The 22,433-nt window shown below is 68.3% G+C and carries 23 protein-coding genes; 8 read left to right on the top strand and 15 right to left on the bottom strand.

Translation table 11 applies throughout. The features are described from left to right. Window positions 1-207 precede the first annotated feature (207 nt). Window positions 208-1,623 (top strand): DUF349 domain-containing protein, encoded by a 1,416-nt coding sequence (locus tag AMD30_RS03265; protein ID WP_197282731.1) that lies wholly within the window; start codon window positions 208-210, stop codon window positions 1,621-1,623. Window positions 1,624-1,644: 21 nt separating this feature from the next. On the opposite strand, the gene AMD30_RS03270 is transcribed toward AMD30_RS03265, so the two are convergent. Both AMD30_RS03270 and miaB read right to left on the bottom strand, forming a co-directional pair. Next, window positions 1,645-2,295 (bottom strand): Rv2732c family membrane protein, encoded by a 651-nt coding sequence (locus AMD30_RS03270; RefSeq protein ID WP_231632631.1) that lies wholly within the window; start codon window positions 2,293-2,295, stop codon window positions 1,645-1,647. Window positions 2,296-2,316: 21 nt separating this feature from the next. Next, complete coding sequence (miaB, locus tag AMD30_RS03275; protein ID WP_055474728.1) at window positions 2,317-3,849, bottom strand: tRNA (N6-isopentenyl adenosine(37)-C2)-methylthiotransferase MiaB; 1,533 nt, start codon at window positions 3,847-3,849, stop codon at window positions 2,317-2,319. A 134-nt stretch (window positions 3,850-3,983) separates the two neighbouring features. Between miaB and AMD30_RS03280 the strand changes: the two genes are divergently transcribed. Genes AMD30_RS03280 through AMD30_RS03295 form a run of 4 tightly spaced genes read left to right on the top strand, consistent with a single transcriptional unit; the run spans window position 3,984 to window position 7,286 of the window. Beyond that, window positions 3,984-4,712, top strand: a complete 729-nt coding sequence (locus AMD30_RS03280; protein ID WP_197282737.1) for an amino acid ABC transporter ATP-binding protein — start codon at window positions 3,984-3,986, stop codon at window positions 4,710-4,712. A 1-nt stretch (window position 4,713) separates the two neighbouring features. Continuing rightward, window positions 4,714-5,706 carry a glutamate ABC transporter substrate-binding protein gene (locus AMD30_RS03285; RefSeq protein ID WP_055474689.1) on the top strand — a complete coding sequence of 331 codons (993 nt, stop codon included), beginning with the start codon at window positions 4,714-4,716 and terminating at the stop codon, window positions 5,704-5,706. A gap of 15 nt (window positions 5,707-5,721) precedes the next feature. After that, complete coding sequence (locus AMD30_RS03290; RefSeq protein WP_010840844.1) at window positions 5,722-6,399, top strand: amino acid ABC transporter permease; 678 nt, start codon at window positions 5,722-5,724, stop codon at window positions 6,397-6,399. Next, the gene (locus AMD30_RS03295; protein ID WP_014926543.1) at window positions 6,396-7,286 is read left to right on the top strand and encodes an amino acid ABC transporter permease; all 891 of its coding nucleotides are present in this window, start codon (window positions 6,396-6,398) and stop codon (window positions 7,284-7,286) included. The genes AMD30_RS03290 and AMD30_RS03295 overlap by 4 nt, the downstream gene beginning before the upstream one ends. A gap of 10 nt (window positions 7,287-7,296) precedes the next feature. On the opposite strand, the gene AMD30_RS03300 is transcribed toward AMD30_RS03295, so the two are convergent. The 7 genes from AMD30_RS03300 to pgsA form a co-directional block, all read right to left on the bottom strand. Next, window positions 7,297-7,845, bottom strand: coding sequence for a regulatory protein RecX (locus AMD30_RS03300; protein ID WP_055474690.1), 549 nt, complete (start codon window positions 7,843-7,845; stop codon window positions 7,297-7,299). An 8-nt stretch (window positions 7,846-7,853) separates the two neighbouring features. Continuing rightward, complete coding sequence (gene recA / locus AMD30_RS03305) at window positions 7,854-8,897, bottom strand: recombinase RecA (protein ID WP_055474691.1); 1,044 nt, start codon at window positions 8,895-8,897, stop codon at window positions 7,854-7,856. Between the two features lie 197 nt (window positions 8,898-9,094). After that, window positions 9,095-9,289: a DUF3046 domain-containing protein gene (locus AMD30_RS03310; RefSeq protein WP_055474692.1), complete on the bottom strand. Its 195-nt coding sequence runs from the start codon at window positions 9,287-9,289 to the stop codon at window positions 9,095-9,097. Further along, a complete protein-coding gene (locus tag AMD30_RS03315) occupies window positions 9,280-10,488 on the bottom strand; it encodes a glycosyltransferase (RefSeq protein ID WP_055474693.1) in 1,209 nt (402 codons plus the stop codon). The genes AMD30_RS03310 and AMD30_RS03315 overlap by 10 nt, the downstream gene beginning before the upstream one ends. A gap of 29 nt (window positions 10,489-10,517) precedes the next feature. Continuing rightward, window positions 10,518-11,333, bottom strand: a complete 816-nt coding sequence (gene pspA, locus AMD30_RS03320; protein ID WP_010840838.1) for a phage shock protein PspA — start codon at window positions 11,331-11,333, stop codon at window positions 10,518-10,520. 122 nt (window positions 11,334-11,455) lie between these two features. Next, the gene (locus AMD30_RS03325) at window positions 11,456-11,833 is read right to left on the bottom strand and encodes a helix-turn-helix domain-containing protein (protein WP_010840837.1); all 378 of its coding nucleotides are present in this window, start codon (window positions 11,831-11,833) and stop codon (window positions 11,456-11,458) included. A 142-nt stretch (window positions 11,834-11,975) separates the two neighbouring features. Then, on the bottom strand, window positions 11,976-12,677 hold the full coding sequence (gene pgsA / locus AMD30_RS03330) for a CDP-diacylglycerol--glycerol-3-phosphate 3-phosphatidyltransferase (RefSeq protein WP_010840836.1): 702 nt from the start codon (window positions 12,675-12,677) through the stop codon (window positions 11,976-11,978). Between the two features lie 188 nt (window positions 12,678-12,865). Here pgsA and AMD30_RS03335 point away from each other — a divergent pair, with 188 nt between their 5' ends. After that, entirely contained in the window at window positions 12,866-13,381 is a 516-nt protein-coding gene (locus tag AMD30_RS03335) for an amino-acid N-acetyltransferase (RefSeq protein ID WP_055474694.1), read from the top strand. Window positions 13,382-13,383: 2 nt separating this feature from the next. After that, window positions 13,384-13,668: a YciI family protein gene (locus AMD30_RS03340; protein WP_004021860.1), complete on the top strand. Its 285-nt coding sequence runs from the start codon at window positions 13,384-13,386 to the stop codon at window positions 13,666-13,668. A 34-nt stretch (window positions 13,669-13,702) separates the two neighbouring features. On the opposite strand, the gene AMD30_RS03345 is transcribed toward AMD30_RS03340, so the two are convergent. Further along, window positions 13,703-14,743, bottom strand: a complete 1,041-nt coding sequence (locus tag AMD30_RS03345; protein ID WP_055474695.1) for a TerC family protein — start codon at window positions 14,741-14,743, stop codon at window positions 13,703-13,705. Between the two features lie 221 nt (window positions 14,744-14,964). Beyond that, window positions 14,965-17,688: an FtsK/SpoIIIE family DNA translocase gene (locus tag AMD30_RS03350; protein ID WP_055474696.1), complete on the bottom strand. Its 2,724-nt coding sequence runs from the start codon at window positions 17,686-17,688 to the stop codon at window positions 14,965-14,967. 16 nt (window positions 17,689-17,704) lie between these two features. Between AMD30_RS03350 and AMD30_RS25375 the strand changes: the two genes are divergently transcribed. After that, window positions 17,705-17,986, top strand: a complete 282-nt coding sequence (locus AMD30_RS25375; protein WP_044506521.1) for a hypothetical protein — start codon at window positions 17,705-17,707, stop codon at window positions 17,984-17,986. Between the two features lie 68 nt (window positions 17,987-18,054). On the opposite strand, the gene AMD30_RS03360 is transcribed toward AMD30_RS25375, so the two are convergent. Genes AMD30_RS03360 through thyX form a run of 4 tightly spaced genes read right to left on the bottom strand, consistent with a single transcriptional unit; the run spans window position 18,055 to window position 22,419 of the window. Continuing rightward, window positions 18,055-18,687, bottom strand: a complete 633-nt coding sequence (locus tag AMD30_RS03360; protein ID WP_014926532.1) for a TIGR03085 family metal-binding protein — start codon at window positions 18,685-18,687, stop codon at window positions 18,055-18,057. Window positions 18,688-18,734: 47 nt separating this feature from the next. Continuing rightward, entirely contained in the window at window positions 18,735-20,723 is a 1,989-nt protein-coding gene (locus AMD30_RS03365) for a ribonuclease J (RefSeq protein WP_055474697.1), read from the bottom strand. Beyond that, window positions 20,723-21,628, bottom strand: a complete 906-nt coding sequence (gene dapA, locus AMD30_RS03370) for a 4-hydroxy-tetrahydrodipicolinate synthase (RefSeq protein WP_010840829.1) — start codon at window positions 21,626-21,628, stop codon at window positions 20,723-20,725. The genes AMD30_RS03365 and dapA overlap by 1 nt, the downstream gene beginning before the upstream one ends. Before the next feature lie 38 nt (window positions 21,629-21,666). Next, window positions 21,667-22,419 carry an FAD-dependent thymidylate synthase gene (gene thyX / locus AMD30_RS03375; RefSeq protein ID WP_010840828.1) on the bottom strand — a complete coding sequence of 251 codons (753 nt, stop codon included), beginning with the start codon at window positions 22,417-22,419 and terminating at the stop codon, window positions 21,667-21,669. Window positions 22,420-22,433: the final 14 nt, after the last annotated feature.

Below are 22,433 nucleotides of genomic sequence, written 5' to 3' on the forward strand. Positions count from 1 at the left end.
CGCTCGCTCCGCTCCCGGCGCCGGAACTTTCGGCCCGCTCGCTCCGCGACCCACAAACTCGGCACGGACGCCACATCGACGGGCCTGAACTGCTTGAATGGAACGGTACTCGTCGGCGATCGCGGGGCATCGGATGCCCAGCGAGGATCGACTCCAGCGACCGGCAGCCGTGACGCGCGGCACCACAGAGCGGCAGGACACGTGCAGATGACCAACCCGACCGAATCGGCACCCGCGACCGAATCGTCAGCCCCGACCGGAACGTCACCCGATACGGAGGCAACGTCGGCAAGCCAGCCGACAAGCCAGAGCGCACCGCCGCCCTCACCGAAACCCGGTCCGCGCCCCAAACCCGGTCCGCGACCGGGCGTCGCGTCAGAGCCGGTCGTCACGCACCTCGTCACCGCCGATCCGCACCGCTTCGGCCGGATCGACGAATCGGGTGTCGTGTGGCTGAAGACCGACGACGGGGAACGTGAGATCGGTTCGTGGCAGGCCGGCACGGTCGAAGAGGGACTCGCGCACTTCGGACGCCGGTTCGACGATCTCGCCACCGAGGTCGAAATCCTCGAGGAACGGCTCACCGCACGGTCGGGCGATCCGCGCAAGGCGCAGGGCGCCGCCAAGCACCTGCTCGAAGGGCTGCCCAACGCGCACGTCATCGGTGACGTCGCCGCGCTGCAGCGCCGGCTCGAGGCCATCGTCGGCAGCGCCGATGAGGTGGCCGAGACGATCCGCGCCGAACGCGAGAAGACCCGGGCCGATGCCGTCGCCCGCAAGGAAGTCCTCGCCACCGAGGCCGAACAGATCGGCGCCGACGCGACCAACTGGAAGAGTGCCGGCGACCGCCTGCGCGAGATCCTCGACGAGTGGAAGTCGATCAAGGGCGTCGACCGCAAGACCGACGACGCGCTGTGGAAGCGCTATGCGAAGGCGCGCGACGCCTTCAACCGCCGGCGCGGTGCGCATTTCGCCGAACTCGATCGGGAGCGCGCCGGTGCGAAGGAACGCAAGGAGGCGCTGATCGCGCGAGCCGAGGAACTGTCCGGCTCGACCGACTGGGGTCCGACCTCGGCGAAGTTCCGGGAATTGCTCGCCGAGTGGAAGGCCTCCGGCCGCGCACCGCGCGACACCGACGAGGCACTGTGGCAGCGGTTCAAGGCCGCCCAGGACGTGTTCTTCGGAGCTCGCAACGCGGCGTCGTCGGAACGCGACGCGGAGTTCAGCGCGAATGCGACCGCCAAGATCGCGCTGCTCGACGCCGCCGAGAAGGCCATCGACCCGGCTGCCGACCTCGACGCCGCCCGGCGCGAGTTCCGGTCGTTCCGCGACCAGTGGGACGAACTCGGCAAGGTCCCACGTGACCAGATGCACAGCCTCGAGGCCCGTGCGCGGGCGCTGGAGAAGCGCATCCGCGACGCCGAGGACGCGCAGTGGCAGCGCACCGATCCCGAGGCGCTGGCGCGTGCGGCGCAGTTCGCCGACCGCGCCGCTCAGCTCGAGGACCAGGCACGCAAGGCCGCCGAACGCGGCAAGGACCGCGACGCCGCGAAGCTACGCGACCAGGCGGCGCAGTGGCGCGAGTGGGCCGACGCCGCGGAGAACGCCGTCACCGACCGCTGAGCCGGACCGGCGTTCGCCGGGTCAGGGCTGGTGTGGCTTCTTGTGGTAGAGCGCCGCGGCGTAGGCCTCCTGCTCGGCGGCCTGGCGACGCCGTTCGTCCTCGAGCGCGAGCTGGTAGGAGCTCCGGGCCCACACCACGCGCGACCAGTGGAACGTGAGCACGAAGACCGCGATCCAGCCCAGCACGAGACCGATGCCGACGCCCGACGGCGGCTCGATGCCGCCGACGCCCGGGGTGTTGCGCGACCACCACGCCAGCATCCCGGCGACGCACGCGATGGCGCACCCGCACAGGGCGATCCAGGCCAGGAACCAGCGCCGGGTCAGCAGCGCGAGCATCGAGACGACGATTCCGAAGATCGTCACCAGGTAGACGAAGATCCTCGACACGATCGTGACGCGCTCGGCGGCCGCCTCGGGCGTGAAGGTGAGGACGTCGAGGCCGGTGACCGATCCGGTGTGCGGCAACACCATCGACACCATGGCGAGGACGACGGCCACGGCGACGACGACCGCCCGTGCTCCCGGATCGATCTCGCCGGCCACCCGGCGTTCGGCCTTGCGCAGGTCGCTCTCGTACTCCGCGAACGTCGACTTCTCGGTGTCGGCCTTGTTCTCGGGGCCGGAGATGCTCTCGGGCTCGGGCTTCTTATCGGGGTCGGACATGGTCATCGCCTCACTTCGAAATGATGGTCAGCTGCCACAGGCACTGCCGCAACCGGCGTCGGCCGGCACCGGAGCGGGGGCACCGACCCCCGGCAGTCCGAGCCCGACGCCGACGGGCGCGGTGGTAGGGGTGCGGCTCTGTTCGTGCGCGTCACCTGCGCGGGTCCGGCGATGCGCGAGGACGCCTGAATCGGCGATCAGATGGTGCGGCGCGGCCGCGGTGAGTTGCGTGTGCACGATGTCGCCGGGGCGGATGCCCGACGCCGTGCCAGGTGCGAAGTGCACCAGCCGGCCGTCGCGGGCCCTGCCGGTCATGCGCTGTGTCTTCGCCGACTTGCGCCCCTCGTCGGCGACGACGAGCAACTCCACCTCGGTCCCGACCAGTGCCTCGTTCTCCGCCAGGCAGATCCGCTCCTGCAACGCGATGAGCCTGCGGTAGCGGTCGGCGACCACGTCGGGCGGGACCTGGTCGGCCATCGTCGCGGCGGGGGTGCCGGGGCGAGGCGAGTACTGGAAGGTGAACGCACTCGAGAAGCGGGCCCGCTCCACGACGTCGAGGGTGGCCTGGAAGTCCTCCTCGGTCTCGCCGGGGAACCCGACGATGATGTCGGTCGTGATCGCCGCATGCGGCATGGCCTCGCGGACCTTGTCGAGGATGCCCAGGAACTTCGTCTGCCGGTAGCTGCGGCGCATCGCACGCAGGATCCGATCCGACCCGGACTGCAGCGGCATGTGCAGTTGCGGACACACGTTCGGCGTCTGCGCCATCGCCTCGATCACATCGTCGGTGAACTCGGCGGGATGTGGGGAGGTGAACCGGACGCGTTCGAGCCCCTCGATGTCACCGCACGCGCGCAGCAGCTCGGCGAAGGCACCGCGATTGCGGGGCTGGTCGGGGTCGGCGAAGGACATGCCGTAGGCATTCACGTTCTGGCCGAGCAGGGTCACCTCGACGACGCCCTGGTCGACGAGGGCCTGCACCTCGGCGAGCACCTCACCCGGCCGGCGGTCGACCTCCTTGCCACGCAGCGACGGCACGATGCAGAACGTGCAGGTGTTGTTGCACCCGACCGACACCGACACCCAGCCCGAGTAGGCGGAGTCCCGCTTGGCCGGAAGGGTCGACGGGAACCGCTCGAGCGCATCGAGGATCTCGACCTGGGCGGCGTCGTTGTGGCGGGCACGATCGAGCAGCGCGGGCAGCGATCCGATGTTGTGCGTGCCGAACACGACGTCGACCCACGGCGCCCGCGACAGCACGGTGTCCTTGTCCTTCTGGGCGAGGCATCCACCGACGGCGATCTGCATGCCCGGCCGGTCCGACTTGACCGGCGCGAGATGAGACAGGTTGCCGTACAGCTTGTTGTCGGCGTTCTCGCGGATCGCGCAGGTGTTGAAGACGACGAGATCGGCGGCGTCGTCCTCGGCGGCGCGCACGTACCCCGCGTCCTCGAGGAGACCGGCGATCCGCTCGGAATCGTGGACGTTCATCTGGCAGCCGTAGGTGCGAACCTGATAGCTACGCGCGGCGGGTGCTGCCTGCTCAGGCCGATCCGACAACTCGATACTCACCCTTACGAGGGTACGGGGCGCAGGCAAATCGACTCCCACAGGACACCCGTACGCAGGTCGGCGGATAGGGTTCGGCAATGACCATTTCGCCGAGGAAGTCCGCGGACCCTGGGTCCGAGCCGATGATCACGATGCGCGGGGTGCAGAAGCACTTCGGGTCGTTGCACGTCCTCAAGGACATCGATCTCGAGGTCCCCGCCGGTCAGGTCGTGGTGGTCCTCGGACCCTCCGGGTCGGGCAAGTCCACCCTCTGCCGCACGATCAACCGCCTCGAGCCGATCGACGGCGGTGAGATCCTCGTCGAGGGTGAGGTCCTGCCCGCCGAGGGCAAGGATCTCGCCCGGCTCCGAGCCGATGTCGGCATGGTCTTCCAGTCCTTCAACCTCTTCTCGCACAAGACGATTCTCGACAACGTCACCCTCGCACCGATCAAGGTGCGCAAGAAGAGCAAGGACGAGGCCGGCAAGCGCGCGCTCGAACTGCTCGAGCGGGTCGGCATCGCCAGTCAGAAGGACAAGTATCCCGCCCAGCTCTCCGGCGGCCAGCAGCAGCGGGTGGCGATCGCCCGCTCGCTGGCGATGGACCCCAAGATCATGCTGTTCGACGAGCCGACCTCCGCGCTCGACCCGGAGATGGTCAACGAGGTGCTCGACGTGATGGTGTCCCTCGCGAAAGAGGGCATGACGATGGTGGTGGTGACCCACGAGATGGGCTTCGCGCGCAAGGCCGCCGACCGCATCATCTTCATGGCCGACGGGGCGATCATCGAGGACTCCGACCCGGAGACCTTCTTCAGCAATCCCTCGACCGATCGCGCCCGGGACTTCCTCGGCAAGATCCTGGGGCACTGACATGAGACAGGTACGCACGGCCGGGTTGATCCTGGCAGTCGGCGCGCTGCTCGCCACCGTGCTGTCGGCGTGTGGCAGCACCGAACCCCGCAACCTGCTCGACTCCATCCGCGAGGGCTCGGTCGTGCTGGGCGTGAAGTTCGATCAGCCGGGTCTCGGTCTGTACGAACCGGACGGCAACGTCGAGGGATTCGACGCCTCGGTGTCGCGGTATGTCGTCAACCACATCGCCGACGACCTCGGTGTCCCCCATCCGGAGGTCACCTGGCGCGAGACGCCGTCGGCACGACGCGAGGCGATGATCGACAACGGCGAGGTCGACCTGATCGCGGCGACGTACTCGATCAACGCCGCCCGCTCGAAGAAGGTGTCCTTCGGCGGCCCGTATCTCGTCACCTACCAGGGTCTGATGGTGCGCGCCGACGACACCTCGATCGACCAGCTCGCCGACCTCGACAAGGGCAAGAAGCTCTGTTCGGTGACCGGCTCGACGCCGGCGCAGAACGTGAAGGCACAGCTGCCCGCGGTCCAGTTGCAGGAATACGACTCCTATTCGGCGTGCGTCGAGGCGCTGCGCCGCGACAAGGTCGACGCGGTGACCACCGATGAGGCGATCCTGGCCGGTTACTCCAACTTCTGGGAGGGCGAGTTCAAGCTCGTCGAGATGACCTACCTCAAGGACGCCTGCGTCAAGGATGCCCTGAAGACCGCGGGCAGCCCGTTCTCGACCGAGCGCTACGGCGTGGGGCTCGCCCTGGACGACACCGCGTCCCAGGAGGCCGTGAACAAGGCTCTCGACGCCATGCTCGCGCCTGCGGTCGACGGCGAGTCCGCGTGGAACGCCGCGCTGCGCAAGGCACTCGGCAACCCGTACGTGGACGAGATCATCGCCCGCGCGGACCGGCCGGACTCGAAGTTCCCGTACCTGCCCGACCCCGGCGACCTCGACTTCCTCGACTCGCCCTCCACACCGTGCCCGCCCGGGCTCCAGTGAACGACGGAGCAACCGATGAATGACGTCTCTCTGTGGGAGAGCATGGGTCCAGAGCTGTGGCCCGCCTTCTGGGTGACCATCCAGCTGACCTTCTACTCGGCGATCGGCTCGCTGGTCTGGGGCACGATCCTCGCGGCCATGCGGGTCTCCCCCGTGCCGGTGATGCGCGGGTTCGCCGAGGTCTATGTGAACATCGTCCGCAACACACCGCTGACACTGGTGGTGTTGTTCTGTGCGATCGGCCTGTACCAGAACCTGGGACTCACGTTCGCGCCGACGATCGAGTCGAACAACTTCTGGCTCGCCGTGCTGGCCTTCGTCCTGTACACCTCGACGTTCGTCTGTGAGACATTGCGGTCGGGCTTCAACACGGTCCCGCTCGGCCAGGCCGAAGCCGCTCGGTCCCTCGGTCTGTCGTTCACCCAGGTCTTCGGGATCATCGTGCTGCCGCAGGCGATCCGGTCGGTGATCGGCCCGCTGGGCAGCGTCCTGATCGCGCTCACCAAGAACACCACGGTCGCGTCGGTGATCGGCGTCGCCGAGGCGGCGGCGCTGATGAAGACCGAGATCGAGACCTACTCCGATCAGCTGTTCGTCATCTTCGGCGTCATCGCGGTCGGATTCATGATCATCACACTCAGCGAGGGTGCCGTCTTCGGCTACCTCGCCAAGCGACTGGCGGTGAAACGATGAGCGCCGACTCGAGCGTCCTCTACGACGTCCCGGGGCCACGCGCCCGGGCTCGAAATCGCCTGCTGGCCATCGGCTTTCTCGCGATTCTGGCCGCGATCGCGATCTATGTGATCGCCGTCCTCGCCGCCAACGAACAGTTCACCGCGGAGAAGTGGTCGCCGTTCGTCACCTGGAGCACCTGGACCGGTTACATCCTGCCGGGACTGTGGCGAACCCTGGCGGCCGCAGCGGTGTCCATCGTGCTGTCGCTGCTGCTCGGTGCCGTCCTCGGCATCGGCCGGCTCTCCGACCATCTGTGGGTGCGGACCCTCGCGGGGTTGTTCGTCGAGGTCTTCCGCGCCATCCCGGTGCTGATCCTGATGGTGTTCACCTGGTTCCTGTTCGCCATCTACGGCATCTTCCCGTCGTCGGCACTGGCATTCGCGGCCGTGGTCACCGGCCTCACCCTGTACAACGGGTCGGTCATGGCCGAGATCCTGCGGTCGGGTATCAACTCGCTGCCCAAGGGACAGACCGAGGCGTCGATGGCGCTGGGTCTGCGCAAGAGCCAGATGATGCGTATCGTCCTTCTGCCACAGGCGATCACCGCGATGATGCCTGCCCTGATCTCGCAGATGGTCGTGGCGTTGAAGGACAGCGCACTGGGCTACATCATCGGGTACTCCGAGGTGGTGCGCAGCGGCCTGCTCTCGGCATCGCGCTACGGCAACTACATCCCCGCGCTGATCGTCGTCGCCATCATCATGATCCTGATCAACTTCGGGCTCTCGACCTTCGCCACCGCTCTCGAACGCCGGCTTCGGCAGGGGCGCCGATCGTCCGGACCGACCGCGGACCCGGAGGCGACGGAACTCGCCGCGTCGGAGAACCTGCCGACCGGTAGGTGACCCGAGGCGCTCAGCCGCTGCGTAGCGCGCTGAGCGCCTCCCCGACGACCTCGAAGGCGAGGGACTGGGAGTAGCCGCGCCGCACCAGCATCCCGACGAGCCGGCGCATGGCCTTGTCGCGTTCGGCGCGATCATCACCGATGCGGTCGACGACCGAGGGCGTGAGTTTGCGGGCCACCAGCCCGGACGCGATGGTCCGTTCATCGTCGGGGTCGATGTCGGCGAGCGCCTCGGAGATGATCGATTCGTCGACGCCCTTGGTGCGCAGCTCGTGCCGTAACGCCAGACGTCCCTTGCCGGAGTTGAGGTGACGGGACCGCACCCACTCGGAGGCGAACTCCTCGTCGTCGAGCAGGTTGTGCCGCTCCAGGCGGGCCATCACCTCATCGACGACGTCGGCCTCGAAACCCTTGCGCATCAACCGTTCCCGCATCTCGTTGCGAGAACGCGCACGGACCCCGAGCAGCCGCAGTGCCGAGTCCCATGCGCTGGGTCCCTTGCGGTCGGGATCGCTGTCCCGACGCCTGCGCGTCTGCTCGGGGTCCGATGCCTCGCTCAAGACCTGCCTCAGAACTCCACCGGAGCCGGGGCGATGTCATCGGCGTCGACTGTGGCGCCGATGCCCAGCTTTTCTTTGATCTTCTTCTCGATCTCGTCGCGGATGTCGATGTTCTCGAGCAGGAACTTACGGGCGTTCTCCTTGCCCTGGCCGAGCTGATCGCCCTCGTAGGTGAACCACGAGCCGGACTTGCGGATGAAGCCCTCCGCGACGCCCATGTCGATCAGCGAACCCTCCTTGCTGATGCCCTGGCCGTAGAGGATGTCGAACTCGGCCTGCTTGAACGGCGGCGCGACCTTGTTCTTGACGACCTTCACGCGCGTGCGGTTTCCGACCGCCTCGGTTCCGTCCTTCAGGGTCTCGATCCGACGGACATCGAGGCGCACCGAGGAGTAGAACTTCAATGCCTTTCCGCCCGTGGTGGTCTCGGGCGAACCGAACATGACGCCGATCTTCTCGCGCAGCTGGTTGATGAAGATCGCGGTGGTCTTCGACTGGCTCAGCGCGGAAGTCATCTTGCGCAGCGCCTGGCTCATCAGACGGGCCTGCAGACCGACGTGGCTGTCGCCCATCTCGCCCTCGATCTCGGCCTTCGGGACCAGCGCGGCCACCGAGTCGATGACCAGGATGTCGAGCGCGCCGGAACGGATCAGCATGTCCGCGATCTCGAGCGCCTGCTCACCGGTGTCGGGCTGGGACACCAGGAGCGCGTCGGTGTCGACGCCGAGCTTGGCGGCGTAGTCGGGATCGAGTGCGTGCTCGGCGTCGATGAACGCGGCGATGCCGCCCTGCGCCTGAGCATTGGCCACCGCGTGCAGGGCGACGGTCGTCTTACCCGAGGACTCCGGACCGTAGATCTCCACGACGCGGCCGCGGGGCAGCCCGCCGATACCGAGGGCGACGTCGAGGGCGATCGATCCGGTGGGGATGATCTCGATCGGCTGACGGGTCTCCTCGCCGAGCCGCATCACCGAGCCCTTGCCGAAATTCTTGTCGATCTGCGCGAGGGCGAGGTCGAGAGCCTTCTCGCGGTCTTGGGGCGCAGGTGCCATGGGAGTTCTCCTCGGTTGTGAGCCGGATTTCCGGCGGGCGGTCTGTGCGGTCCGGGCGTTCATGGGATGAAGGTAGCCGGTGGGTCCGACAACTCTTCAGACGCAGACGCGGCCCGTGCGGTTCCGTCTGATGTTCACCTCTGGCCACCAGAATGGACGAACACCTGTTCGATGGCAAGTGTGACACGCGGGGCGTGTCACCAGCGATGGCGCGGCACGTCGAAGTCGCGGCAGATCGCGATCCAGACGTCGCGCGGGTCGACCCCGTCGTCGATCGCCTGGGCGCCGGTGCGTCCGCCGACATCGATCAGGATGTGATCGGTCAGGATCGAATCCGCCGAGGGCACACCGAATTCGGCGGTCATCAGCTCGGTGAACTCGGTCAGACGCACGGGTCCAGCCTAGGTGACGACCCCACGACGCGGCGCGCGACCGCCACCGGGTCGACGACGTCGGTCACCGAGTCCCCGATCACACCCGCCGCACGTGCATGCGCCGGATCGTCGAGCACCGCGCGCACGGCCTCGGCGACGGCGGCCGTGGTGACCGGGCGCACCACCCGGCCCGCGCCGGCACGTCGGATACGAGTGGCGAGCTCCCACTGATCGCCCCCGCCGGGCACTGCCACGACCGGCACCGAGGCCAGCATCGCCTTGGCGAGGATCCCGTGCCCGGAGCCGCAGATCAGCACATCCGCGTGCGTGAGCACCTCGTCCTGCCTGCCCGGCCCGGCGGTGATCAGCTCACCGTCGAACCGCGCGAGATCGGCGTCGGCGGGGCTCCGCAGCCCGGAGACCACCACCCGAACCGTCCGGCCCAGCGACCCCGGCGACAGCGCGTCGAGCGCCACGCCGAGCATGTCGGCGGCACCGGTGTGCGCGGTCGACGGTGCGACGACGACGAGAGGACTGTCGCCGTCGCCGGGTGGTACGGAGAAGAGCTCGTCGGTCGGCTCCCACACCAGCGGGCCGATGAGATGGGCGTCCGCCGGCCAGTCCGGACGCGACACCTCGAGCCCGGGCAGGGTGGCGATCAGACGCGCCGACGGTTCCGCGTCGAGCTCGCCCAGTCCGATGGAACGACGGGCGATACGGCGCTGCCGTTCGCCCTGCCGGATCGAGGATGCGGTGGCGGCCCGCATCAGCGTGTCCCGCAGCCGACCGCCGACGCCGCGGCCCGGTTCGAGTCCGGAACCGATCGGCGGGAGTCCCCGGGACGGCCGGTACAGCGGGTGCGGCGACAGCTCGATCCACGGCAGGCCACACAGCTGGGCCGCCCAGCCGCCGCCGACCGTGATGACGTCGGAGATGACGACCTCGGTGCCTGTCGCACGCAGTGGTTCGACCAGTTGCCGGGCCATGCGCGCGGCGCGGACGCTCAGCTTGGCGCCCGCGTCGGTGTCGTCGTCGGAGTCCTCCGCACGTAATCCGGGGAGATCGGCGATGTCGATGCCCCGGCGTCGCGCGGCATCCGACCATCCGAGGGAGGTGAACACGGTCGGCGCATCGCCGGCCGCGCGGAACCGTTCGGCCAGTGCGAAGGCCGGGAATGCGTGCCCGGCATCGGAACCGGCGACTATCGCGACGCGCACGGGTTCACCGTGCGCGCGTCCGGGATGCGTCAGTTCTGCTGGGGTGGTTCGGTGGTCGGCGGCGCGGCCTGGGTCGCGGGCTTCTGCAGGCCGGGTGCGGTGGCACCGGCGGAGGGCAGCGCGTCACCGCGCATGCTGGCGCGGATCTGTTCGAGGCGGGAGTGCCCGGCCATCTGGACCCCGGCCTGCTCGACCTCCTGCATGCGACCCTGGACGGAGTTCTTGGCGAGTTCGGCCGAGCCGAGCGCGTTCGCGTAGCGCCGCTCGATCTTGTCGCGAACCTGATCGAGGCTCGGCGTGTTGCCGGGCACCGACAGTTCGCTCATCTGGTTGAGCGAGGCCGAGACCTGCTCCTGCATCTTCGCCTGCTCGAGCTGGCTGAGCAGCTTCGAACGCTCGGACAGCTTCTGCTGCAGGATCATCGCGTTGCGCTCGACGGCCTTCTTGGCCTGATCCGCGGCCTGCAGCGACTGATCGTGCAGCGACTTGAGGTCTTCCACGCTCTGCTCGGCGGTCACCAGCTGGGCCGCGAACGCCTCGGCGGCGTTGGTGTACTCGGTCGCCTTCTGGGTGTCGCCCGCGGCGGCGGCCTGGTCGGCAAGAGTCAGTGCCTGCCGCGTGTTGGCCTGCAACCGTTCGATGTCCTCGAGCTGCCGGTTCAGCTTCATCTCGAGCTGGCGCTGGTTGCCGATCACCGATGCCGCCTGCTGCGACAACGCCTGATGCTGACGCTGGGCGTCCTCGATCGCCTGCTGGATCTGCACCTTCGGGTCAGCGTGCTCGTCGATCTTCGCGTTGCCGAGTGCTGAGAGGTAGCGCCACAACTTCACGAACGGGTTCGCCATGCTCGTCGTACTCCATTCCGGGGTCTGAGAACTCTGGTGACCAATCTAGCGTCTGTGAGTCCCCGTTGAATCGGTGTCGTCGTTCGGATGGTGCAACCGGCGTCCTTCGGACGGGTCGGGGGTCAGGCAGCCGCGAGAGCCGTGGCGTCGCGCCTGCCGGCCGGAGCGGGGATGACGACCTTCGTGGCGGTGAGTCCGGCTTCGACCGCGTCCACCCCGGTGGCCTCGCCCATCGGCTCGGCACCGACCACGACCGGTTCGGCACCCGCCGGACGCATCGCACTGCCGACGTCGAGGAGCAGGTCGGCGATCTCCACGTCGAGAGCGTCGCAGATCGCGGCGAGCAGTTCGCTCGACGCCTCCTTCTGGCCGCGCTCGACTTCCGAGAGGTACCCCAGGCTCACTCGCGCTCCGGTGGACACCTCGCGCAAGGTTCGGCCCTGCTGCGTGCGGACCCGACGCAGGCTGTCGCCGAGCGCCTCGCGTAAGAGCTTCGCCATCGAGTCTCCTCCCTACTGCACATCTCGCCGCGCCCACCTCACGGCGGCGCGTCTGCTTCCCTACCCAACGCTCCGCGGCGTCGACGAGTTCCCGCGACACCGCTGGGCCTTCGCAGTACCGTCTGGTCGACGATAGTCGAACTCAGCGACCGCCGCCGGTTCCTCCCACAGGACGTCGAGGCGGCTCAGACGGTCGGGGTCGCCGATCAGCGCTGTCGGACCGGACCTTGATCGCCTGCCAGGTGTAGTCGAGCCCGGTGTAGATGGTCACCACGACCGCGAGTCCCATGAGGATGTCGGCGGCGAGTTGCCACGGGCCGCCCAGCGGGAGCAGATAGAGGCCGATGGCCAGCGCCTGCAGCAGGGTCTTCAGTTTGCCGCCCCGGCTGGCCGGGATCACCTTGTGCCGCAACACCCAGAAGCGCAGCGCGGTCACCCACAACTCGCGCGCCACGATCACCACGGTCACCCACCACGGCAAGATGCCGAGCGTCGAGAGTCCGACGAGCGCGCCGCCGATGAGTGCCTTGTCCGCGATCGGGTCGGCCAGCTTCCCGAAGTCGGTGATCAGGCCACGCTGTCGGGCGATCATCCCGTCGTAGCGGTCGGTCAGCGCGGCGACGCCGAAGACGATCGTCGCGACCGCGCGCCACAGCGTCGACTCGCCGGAATCCATGAACAGCGCCACGAGGAACACCGGGACCAGGATGATCCGGAACACCGTGAGCGCGTTGGCGATGTTGACCACCGGAACCGGGTCGACCGGGTCGGTGATGTGATCGGGCCCGCGGCCGACGTTGGCGATACCCTTCTCGTCGACGGCCCGCCTGATCCGGTCGGTCATGAACCCGCCCCCGATCGCGGCGTCGTGCCGCAGTTCAGGGCGGTTCTCATGTACACGCCCATCAGGGTATCGGCAGGCCCCGGGGACGCGGTGCACAGGTCGGCCCAGCGCGCACGCGTCGGTGCCGACGACGCGGTCCGCGTCGCGCCGACGAGCGCCCGCGGCGGACAGGACTAAGGTGATTTCCCATGTCCCCCGCCGAACACGTCGTCATCCGTCGTGCGCGCACCTCCGACGTCCCGCGGATCAAGGAACTGATCGATCAGTACGCCGGCAAGATCCTCCTGGAGAAGAATCTCGTCACGCTCTACGAGTCCGTCCAGGAGTTCTGGGTCGCCGACGTCGGCGGGGTGGTCGTCGGTTGCGGTGCGCTGCACGTGCTCTGGGCCGATCTCGGCGAGGTCCGCACCGTCGCCGTCGACAGCGCGCACGCCGGGCGGGGCGTCGGCCACCTCCTCGTCGACCGCCTCATGGCGGTCGCGCGCGATCTCCAGCTCTCCCGTGTCTTCGTGCTGACTTTCGAGACGGCCTTCTTCGGGCGGCACGGCTTCGTCGAGATCCAGGGCACTCCCGTCACGCGGGAGGTCTTCGAGGAGATGTGCCGGTCCTACGACACCGGCGTCGCGGAGTTCCTCGACCTCAGCTATGTCAAACCCAACACCCTGGGCAACACCAGGATGCTGGCAACCATCGAGCAGGAGTGACAATGCCGTTCTTCGCCGTGCAGTACACCTACCGCCCCGCCAAGGCAGCGCTGCGCGATCAGCACCGGCCGCTGCACCGCGAGTGGCTCGCCGAGGAGCACTCGGCCGGCAACGTGCTGATCGCCGGCCCCTACCCCGACGGCTCGGGCGCACTCATCGTCATCCGGGCAGCCGACCTCGAGGCAGCCGAGGCGTTCCTGGCGAACGACCCGTTCCAGGCACATCAGGCCGTCGATGCCATCCGCATCGACGAGTGGACGCAGGTGTTCGGGCCGTTCCCGGCCTGATCCCACGTCCACCCGCCGGTCGGGGTCGGAGCGGTCAGACGTCCTTCGACTTCGGCACCGGGGCATCGGTCGAGTCATCGGCGGAGTCGACCTGCGGCGTCTTGGCCGCCCCGCGGCTCTTGATGAGGCTCGCCACCGTCGTGATCACCAGGACGCCGAGGATCACCGACAACGACAACCCGGTCGAGATCTCGGGGACGGCCACATGCTCGCCTCCGTTGATGAACGACAGGGTGTTCTCGTGCAGGGCGTGCAGCACCAGCTTGACGCCGATGAACGCGAGGATGATCGACAGGCCGATGGACAGGTACACCAGACGATCGAGCAGCCCACCGATGAGGAAGAACAGCTGACGCAGACCCATCAGGGCAAAGGCGTTGGCGGTGAAGACCAGGTAGGGCTCGGAGGTGAGGCCGTAGATCGCCGGGATCGAGTCGAGCGCGAACAGGATGTCCGTGAAGCCGATGACGATCAAGACCATGAGCATCGGGGTGGCGAGGCGCTTGCCGTTCACGCGGGTGAACAGCTTGTCGCCGTCGTAGCTGTCGTGCGTACGCAGGTAGCGCTTGACGAAGCGCTCCAGGCGGGTTTCGCGGTCTTCCTCGTGCTCGACCGGGTCGTCGCTCTCGCGGAGCAGCTTGACGGCGGTGAAGATCAGGAACGCGCCGAACAGGTAGAACACCCAGCTGTAGGCGTTGATCGCGGCCGCGCCGACGGCGATGAAGATACCGCGCATGACCAGGGCCATCAGGATGCCGAGCAGGAGGACCTTCTGCTGGTACTCCTTGGGCACCGCGAACTTCGCCATGATGATGACGAAGACGAACAGGTTGTCCACCGAGAGCGCCTTCTCGGTGACGTAGCCGGCGAAGTACTCACCGCCGTACGTCGATCCCCACTGCCACCAGACGAACAGACCGAACAGGATGGCGATGGAGATGTACACCGCCGACCAGATGCCCGATTCTTTGAGCGAAGGGGCGTGCGGCACACGCACGTGGGTGAAGAAGTCGAACACGAACAGTCCGACGATCACCGCACAGGTGATCAGCCAGACGGACAGGGACACATCCATTACAAGAACCTCCAGCAGGCAGCATGAGCTGACGAGCCAGAGGTCTCTCCCACCGAACGGGGGCCGACGCTCCGGGCCCCGGCCGCGACGATGATCGGCATCGTCGCTGACCGTGACCGTATTGACGGAAACGCCGCTTTGGGGATACTCCCCTCATGGATCTCTGGTCACCTTATACAAACTCCCGGTGACGCGCAGAAACCCCTGGTCAGACGCCCGCCTCAGGTGTCGGAAGTGTCCGTTTCGTCGCCTCCGCCGGTGATCGAGGCGATCACACCCGCGAGATCGTCGGGCTTGACGAGCACCTCCCGCGCCTTCGACCCCTCGCTCGGACCGACCACTCCCCGGGTCTCCATCAGGTCCATCAACCGGCCTGCTTTGGCGAAGCCGACACGCAGCTTGCGCTGCAGCATCGACGTCGACCCGAACTGGCTCGACACGACCAGTTCGATCGCCTGCAGCAGATCGTCGAGGTCGTTGCCGATGTCGCTGTCGATGTCCTTCTTGTCGCCCGCCTTCGCCGCGGTGACACCCTCGGTGTACTCCGGCTCGGCCTGCTCCTTGGAGAAGTCGACGACCGCCGCGATCTCCTCGTCGGTGATGTAGGCACCCTGCATGCGAATCGGCTTGTTGGCACCCATCGGCAGGAAGAGGCCGTCGCCCATGCCGATCAGCTTCTCGGCGCCCGGCTGGTCCAGGATGACGCGTGAGTCGGTCAACGACGACGTCGCGAACGCCAGCCGCGACGGCACATTGGTCTTGATCAGACCGGTGACGACGTCGACCGACGGTCGCTGCGTCGCGAGCACCAGATGGATGCCGGCGGCGCGGGCCTTCTGCGTGATGCGCACGATCGCGTCCTCGACGTCCCGGGGTGCGGTCATCATCAGGTCGGCGAGCTCGTCGACGATCGCGAGGATGTACGGATACGGCTTGTAGACGCGTTCGCTGCCCAGCGGTGTGGTGATGTCACCGGATCGGACCTTCGAGTTGAAGTCGTCGATGTGTCGCACCCGCGACGCCTTCATGTCCTGGTACCGCTGCTCCATCTCCTCGACGAGCCATGCGAGGGCCGCGGCCGCCTTCTTGGGTTGCGTGATGATCGGTGTGATGAGGTGCGGGATGCCCTCGTACGGGGTGAGTTCGACCATCTTCGGGTCGATGAGGATCATCCGCACCTGCTCGGGGGTCGCGCGGCTGAGGAGCGACACGAGCATCGAGTTGACGAAGCTCGACTTGCCCGAGCCGGTCGAACCGGCGACTAGAAGGTGCGGCATCTTCGCCAGGTTCGCGCTGACGAAATCGCCCTCGATGTCCTTGCCGAGCCCGATCACCAACGGGTGCTTGTCTTTCCGCGTCGACGGCGAGTTCAGGACGTCCGCCAGCCGGACCATCTCCCGGTCGGAGTTGGGGACCTCGATGCCGACCGCGGACTTGCCGGGGATCGGAGCGAGCAGGCGGACGTTGTCGGTCGCGGCGGCATAGGCGATGTTGCGCTGCAGGGCGGTGATCTTCTCGACCTTGACGCCGGGACCGAGCTCGATCTCGTACCGCGTGACGGTCGGTCCGCGGGTGTATCCGGTGACCGCGGCGTCGATCTTGAACTGCTCGAGCACGCCGGTCATCCGGTCGATCATGTCGTCGTTGGCGCTGCTGCCCATCTTGGGCGGATCGCCCTCGAGGAGCAGATCGGGCGGCGGCAGCCGGTAGTCTCCGTCCGCCGTCGGGTCGGACGGGACGAATGCCTCGTCGTCGGCGATCGCGTCGTCGGGCTCGGGTTCGCGCTGGGGCTCCGGTTCGGGCGCGGGACGCGGCGCGGGCCGCGCGGCCGCCCGTCGGGCGGGGGTGGCACGCGAGCGGGGGCTCGGCGCGATCACCTCGGTGACCTGCTCGGCGACACTCTCGGTGGGGTCCGCGAGATTCTCGGTCACGGCCTCCTCGAGCGGGGTGACGTCGGCGACCTCGGCGGGCTTGCGCCGGGAGGTCCGTCCCGCGGTCCGCGCGGGTGCCGAATCCGGCGGGTAGTTGTCGTACGGGTTCGACGAATACGGGCGGCGCCGGGACCGCGAATCGAGCGCTCCGGAATCCCACGGGTCGGCGTCGACGTCGGCGTCGGCGTCGGCGTCGGCGTCGGTCGGATCGCCGAAGTCGGGATTGTCGTAGTTCTCCGCGTCGGCATCCCATTCGTCGTCGTCCCAGGGCGCGTCGTCGTGCCCCATACCGAGGCCGAGGTAGCCGGCGGCCGCGTCGACGACCTCGCGGACGGTCCGCCCGCTGAGGATGAGGACACCGAAAGCCATGCACAGCAACAGGATCGGTACGGAGACCCAGGCGGTGACACCCGCCGTCAACGGCGTGCCGACCGCGAAGCCGACGAACCCGGCCGCCTCGGAACGGCCCGGGAGGTCCACCGGTGCCCCGGCGATGAGGTGCATCAGACCGAGCAGCGGCAGAGCGACCAGGAACCCGCCGGCCAGGTAGCGTCCACGACGCTCCGGGGCGGCCGGGCGGCGCATCAAGATGATCGCGAGCGCGAGGAGACCGATCGGGACAAGCACGGCCGCGGCGCCGATGACCGCGCGGATGAGGGCCTCGATGAACGCACCCACCGGACCGGCCGCGCCGAACCAGACGCTGGCGCCGACGAGCAGTCCGAAGGCGAGCAGACCGAGCGCAATGCCGTCCCGCCGATGGCTGTGACCGCCGGCCCCGGGACGGCCACGCCCGTCCGGCCCGGAGTCGTCGTCGACCAGGTCCTGATCCAAGTCGGCATCGTCCATGTCGTCGAACTCCCCGACGACTTCGGTGCGCGGTCCGCGTCCGACGCCCGACCCCGCCCGGGCGGCACTACCGACTCCACGCGCGAACAGCGACCATCCGGCGCCGATGCCCTTGCCGACCGCGGACGCCCCGGCCGCGGCGACGGAACGACGATGCAGATCCACCGACTCCGAACGTGGGTTGGACCGCGCGCTGCCCCGCGACGCACCGGCCTTCGACCTCGTCGAGGCCCCGCTCTTCGATCGGCCCGTCGAACCGCTGCTCTTCGAACCGTTGCTCTTCGAACCCCCGCCCTTCGCCCCACCGCTCGTCGAGCGCCGGCTCGCTGTCGAACTCCCGCGCGTCGAACCACCACGCGCCGATCCGGCACGCGTCGAACTCCCGCGTGGAGAACCGGCGGCGCCGCGCGAAGAGGACGCGCGCGTACCCGTGCTTGCCTTCGAAGCCATACCGACAGACTAGTGGGCAGCGATCACATCAGTCACACGGGCAACACGGACAACGGGGTACGTGTCGAAGTTGTGACCGCCCTACAAGCCCCGCGAGCTCTCCCGGACGCCCTTGATCGCCGACTCGGCGCCGTCGAACGTGACGTCGACGGGTGAGCGACCGAATGCGAACAGGACCAGCTCACCGACACGACCGGTGACGACGACCTCGTCGCCCGATCCCGCGGTGACCAGATCCTCGCCGTCGGGGGTACGCAGCGTCACACGTCCCGGGACCTTCTTGAGCGTCATCCTGCCCATGGTCTTCGCCGGGGTCCGGAGCTCCGCCTCGAGTTCGGGAGCGAGGACTCGCGGGGTCCAGGGTCCGTCGGGATCGGCGCCGCCGCGCAGCACGTCTTCGTGGTGGACGAACATCTCGGCCAGGTTGGCGAATCGATCGACCAGCTTGAGAGGTGAGAAGATCGGCGGACCCGACGCCAGCAGGGCGAGTTGGGCATCCCAGTCCTTCGACGCCGCCTGTGCCCGAACCCTCTCGGTGTGGCCGGCGAAGGCGGGGATGAGAATGCCCGGGCCGGTGTCCGGCCGCCGCTCGCGGACGACGAGGTGGGCCAGGAGATCGCGAGTTGTCCAGCCCTCACACAAGGTGGGCGCGTCGGGGCCCACCTTCGTCAAGGTCTCGACGAGGGCTGCTCTTTCGTTCTGCGCACCGGTCACACGACCACGGTAGCGACATCGCCGGCAATCCGTTCCTTGACGCCGGTTCAGTCCCCCACGGCCATCACGGTGGGCACGATCATCGGACGGCGGCGGTAGGCGGTCGACACCCAGCGTCCGACAGCCCGGCGGATCCCCTGGGCGATCCGGTGCGTGTCGGTGACGCCCTCGGCCGCCAGCGAATCGAGCGTCTGGTTGACGATGTTCGCCGCCTCCTTGAGCGCGTCGGGATCGTCGGAGAACCCGCGACCGGAGACCTCGGGCGTGCTCACCGCACGGCCGGTCGCCACGTCCACGGCAACCGTGATGGCGATGAAACCGCCCTCCCCCAGCACGAGACGTTCGGAGAGCGTCGACTCCCCCACGTCACCGACCGACAGGCCGTCGACGTAGACGTGGCCGACCGGAACCCGCCCGACGATGTCGGCGCGGCCGTCGACCAGGTCGACGACGACGCCGTCCTCGGCGAGGACCACCCGGTCCTCGGGTACCCCGGTCGCGACGGCCAGTGCGGCGTTGGCGCGCAGGTGCCGCCACTCGCCGTGCACCGGCATCGCATTCGAGGGCCGCACCGCGTTGTAGAGGTAGAGCAGCTCGCCTGCCGAGGCGTGGCCCGAGACGTGGACCTTCGCGCTCTGCTGGGTGATGACGGTCGCGCCGCGTTTGGCCAGGCCGTTCACGACGGCGAAGACCGAGTTCTCGTTGCCAGGGATGAGCGAGGACGCCAGCACGACGAGGTCGTCGGCCCGGATGTTGATCTGCCGGTGCTCTCCGCGCGCCATCCGCGACAGCGCCGACAGCGGCTCGCCCTGTGAGCCGGTCGAGATCAGCACGACGCGATGGTCCGGCAGGCTCGCCGCGGTGTCGAGATCGACGACGACGCCGTCGGGCACCGACAGGTAGCCGAGATCCTGCGCGATCTGCATGTTGCGCACCATCGAACGGCCGACGAAGGTGACCCGGCGGTTGTGGGTGTGCGCCACGTCGATGATCTGCTGGATGCGATGGACATGGCTGGCGAACGAGGCCACGATGACACGCTGCTTGGCCTTGCCGATGACCTGGTCGAGGACCCCGCCGATCTGGCGTTCGGGGGTCACGAAGCCCGGCACCTCGGCGTTGGTCGAGTCGACGAGGAACAGGTCGACACCCTCGTCACCGAGGCGGCTGAATCCGGCGAGGTCGGTGAGTCGGCCGTCGAGCGGGAGCTGATCGAGCTTGATGTCGCCGGTGTGCAGCACGACCCCGGCGGGAGTGCGGATCGCGACCGCGAGTGCGTCCGGGATCGAGTGGTTGACCGCGAAGTACTCGCATTCGAACGGGCCGTGGGAGGTCGTCTGCCCCTCGATCACCTCGACGAGCTTCGGCCGCAGCCGGTGCTCACGGCATTTCGCGTCGACGAGCGCGAGCGTGAACTTCGCCCCGATCACCGGGATGTCGCTGCGCAGCCGTAGGAGGAACGGGATGGCGCCGATGTGATCCTCGTGACCGTGCGTCAGGATCACCGCGTCGACGTCGTCCATGCGGTCTTCGATGTACCTGAAGTCCGGCAGGATCAGGTCGACGCCGGGCTGCTGGTCCTCCGGGAACAGCACGCCGCAGTCGACGATCAGCAGCCGGCCGTTGTACTCGAAGACGGTCATGTTGCGGCCGATCTCGCCGATGCCGCCGAGCGCCACCACACGCAGACCGCCCTTGGGCAGTCGCCGCGGCGTGCCCAGCCGGTCCACGGGCGCGGGGGTCGCCGGTTCGGGTCGGCGGCCGCCACGCGCGTCGCCACGTTCGTGGCGGGGGCGGCGCGCATTCGAACCGGGGTTCGCCGGACGCTTGGCCGCGTGCTTCGGCGCGTTCGCGTCGGACTTCTGCTGCGAGGCACCGGCGGGCGGCGTGGTCACAGCCGGCGGCGTGCTCACGGCCGGCGGCGTGGTCACGGCCGGCGGCGGACTGGGCGGGCCGGCCTTGCGGGCGGCCGCCCGGCGTCGGGTCCGGGGGCGGTCGGTCCCGGCATCGGGGCCGGTGTTGTCGTTGTCCGTCATCAGACCAGCACACCTGCCGCTCGGAGATCGACGATCAGTTCCTCGATCTGCGCCGCGTTCGCGGGTACCTGCGGCAGGCGCGGGTCGCCGACCTCCAGCCCGAGGATGCGCAGTGCCGCCTTCACCATCGTGACCCCGCCGAGCCGGCCCATGGCGTTGACGAGCGGGAGCATGGAGGTGTTGATCGCGCGCGCCGCGTGCAGATCACCCTTCTCGACGGCGATCTGCATGTCCCGCAACCGATCCGGGACGAGGTGCCCGATGACGCTGACATATCCGGTTGCACCGATCGACAGCCATGGCAGGTTGAGCGCGTCCTCGCCCGAGAGGTACTCGAGACCGGTGCTCGCGATGAGGCCCGCGGCCGAATGCAGATCGCCCTTGGCGTCTTTGACACCCCGGATGTTCGGGTGCTCGGCGAGGGCGAGCATCGTCTCGTTCATGATGGGGACGACCGAGCGCGGCGGGATGTCGTAGAGCAGGACCGGCAGCGCGGTGGCGTCGGCGACCGTGCGGAAGTGCGCGAGGATGCCCGCCTGCGGCGGCTTGGAGTAGTACGGGGTCACGACGAGGAGCGCGTGCGCGCCGATCTTCTCGGACTCGATCGCGAACCGGACACTCTCGGCGGTGTCGTAACTGCCTGCGCCCTGGGTGATTCGAGCCCGGTCGCCCACCGCGTCGAGGACGACGCGCAGCAGCTCGAGCTTCTCCGGCACGGTGGTGGTCGGCGACTCACCGGTCGTGCCGGACACCACCAGACCGTCGCAGCCCTTCGAGACCAGGTGGTCGGCGAGGACCGCGGCCTTGTCCAGATCGAGGCTTCCATCGGTGTGGAAGGGGGTGACCATCGCAACCACGTTCGTCCCGAAGGGATGCTCGTGAAGCGGTTCCTGGACTGCGTTCATGGTGCTCAAGGCTACCGCCTCCCTGTCCGTGACGATCCTCACCCTTCCAGCACGAATGGTGAGGTCGCGACCTCGGTCCCGTCGGCCAGCGTGCCGATCTCGAAATCGCCGAACACGGTGGGCGCCACGCGCATCAGTTGGCGTAGACATTCCACCGCCAGCTGGCGGATCTCGACGTCGGCGTGCTCGGTGGCCCGCATGCCGACGAAGTGCCGCCAGGCCCGGTGGTTGCCGGTGACGACGATCTTGGTCTCGGTGGCGTTCGGCAGCACGGAACGAGCGGCCTGACGTGCCTGTTTCCGCCGCAAGATGGCGTTGGGGACGTCGGCGAACTTCGCCTCGAGGGCCGCGAGCAGCTCGGTGTAGGCCGCCCGGCTCGCGTCGGTCGCCGCGGTGAACAGCTCCTCGAGCTCGGGGTCACCCACGATCGCCGGTGGGGCCACGACGTTGGAGTCGTGCTCTGGCACGAACCGCTGGGACAGTTGCGAGTACGAGAAGTGCCGGTGGCGGATCAGCTCGTGGGTGCACGAACGCGAGATGCCACTGATGTAGAAGGTCACCGACGCGTGCTCCAGCAGCGACAGGTGACCGACCTCGAGGATGTGCCGCAGATACCCGGCATTGGTCGCGGTACGGGGGTTGGGCTTGTCCCAGCTCTGATAGCACGCCCGGCCGGCGAACTCGACCAGTGCCTCACCGCCCTCGGCGTCGGTGCTCCACGGCACGTCCTCCGGAGGGGTGAACTGGGTCATCGCCACCATCTGCACCTTCAGCGGCACCAATTCGGACACGCATGTCTCCTGTC

Origin of the sequence: Gordonia sp. HS-NH1 (assembly GCF_001418765.1) — a bacterium.
GTDB lineage: Bacteria > Actinomycetota > Actinomycetes > Mycobacteriales > Mycobacteriaceae > Gordonia.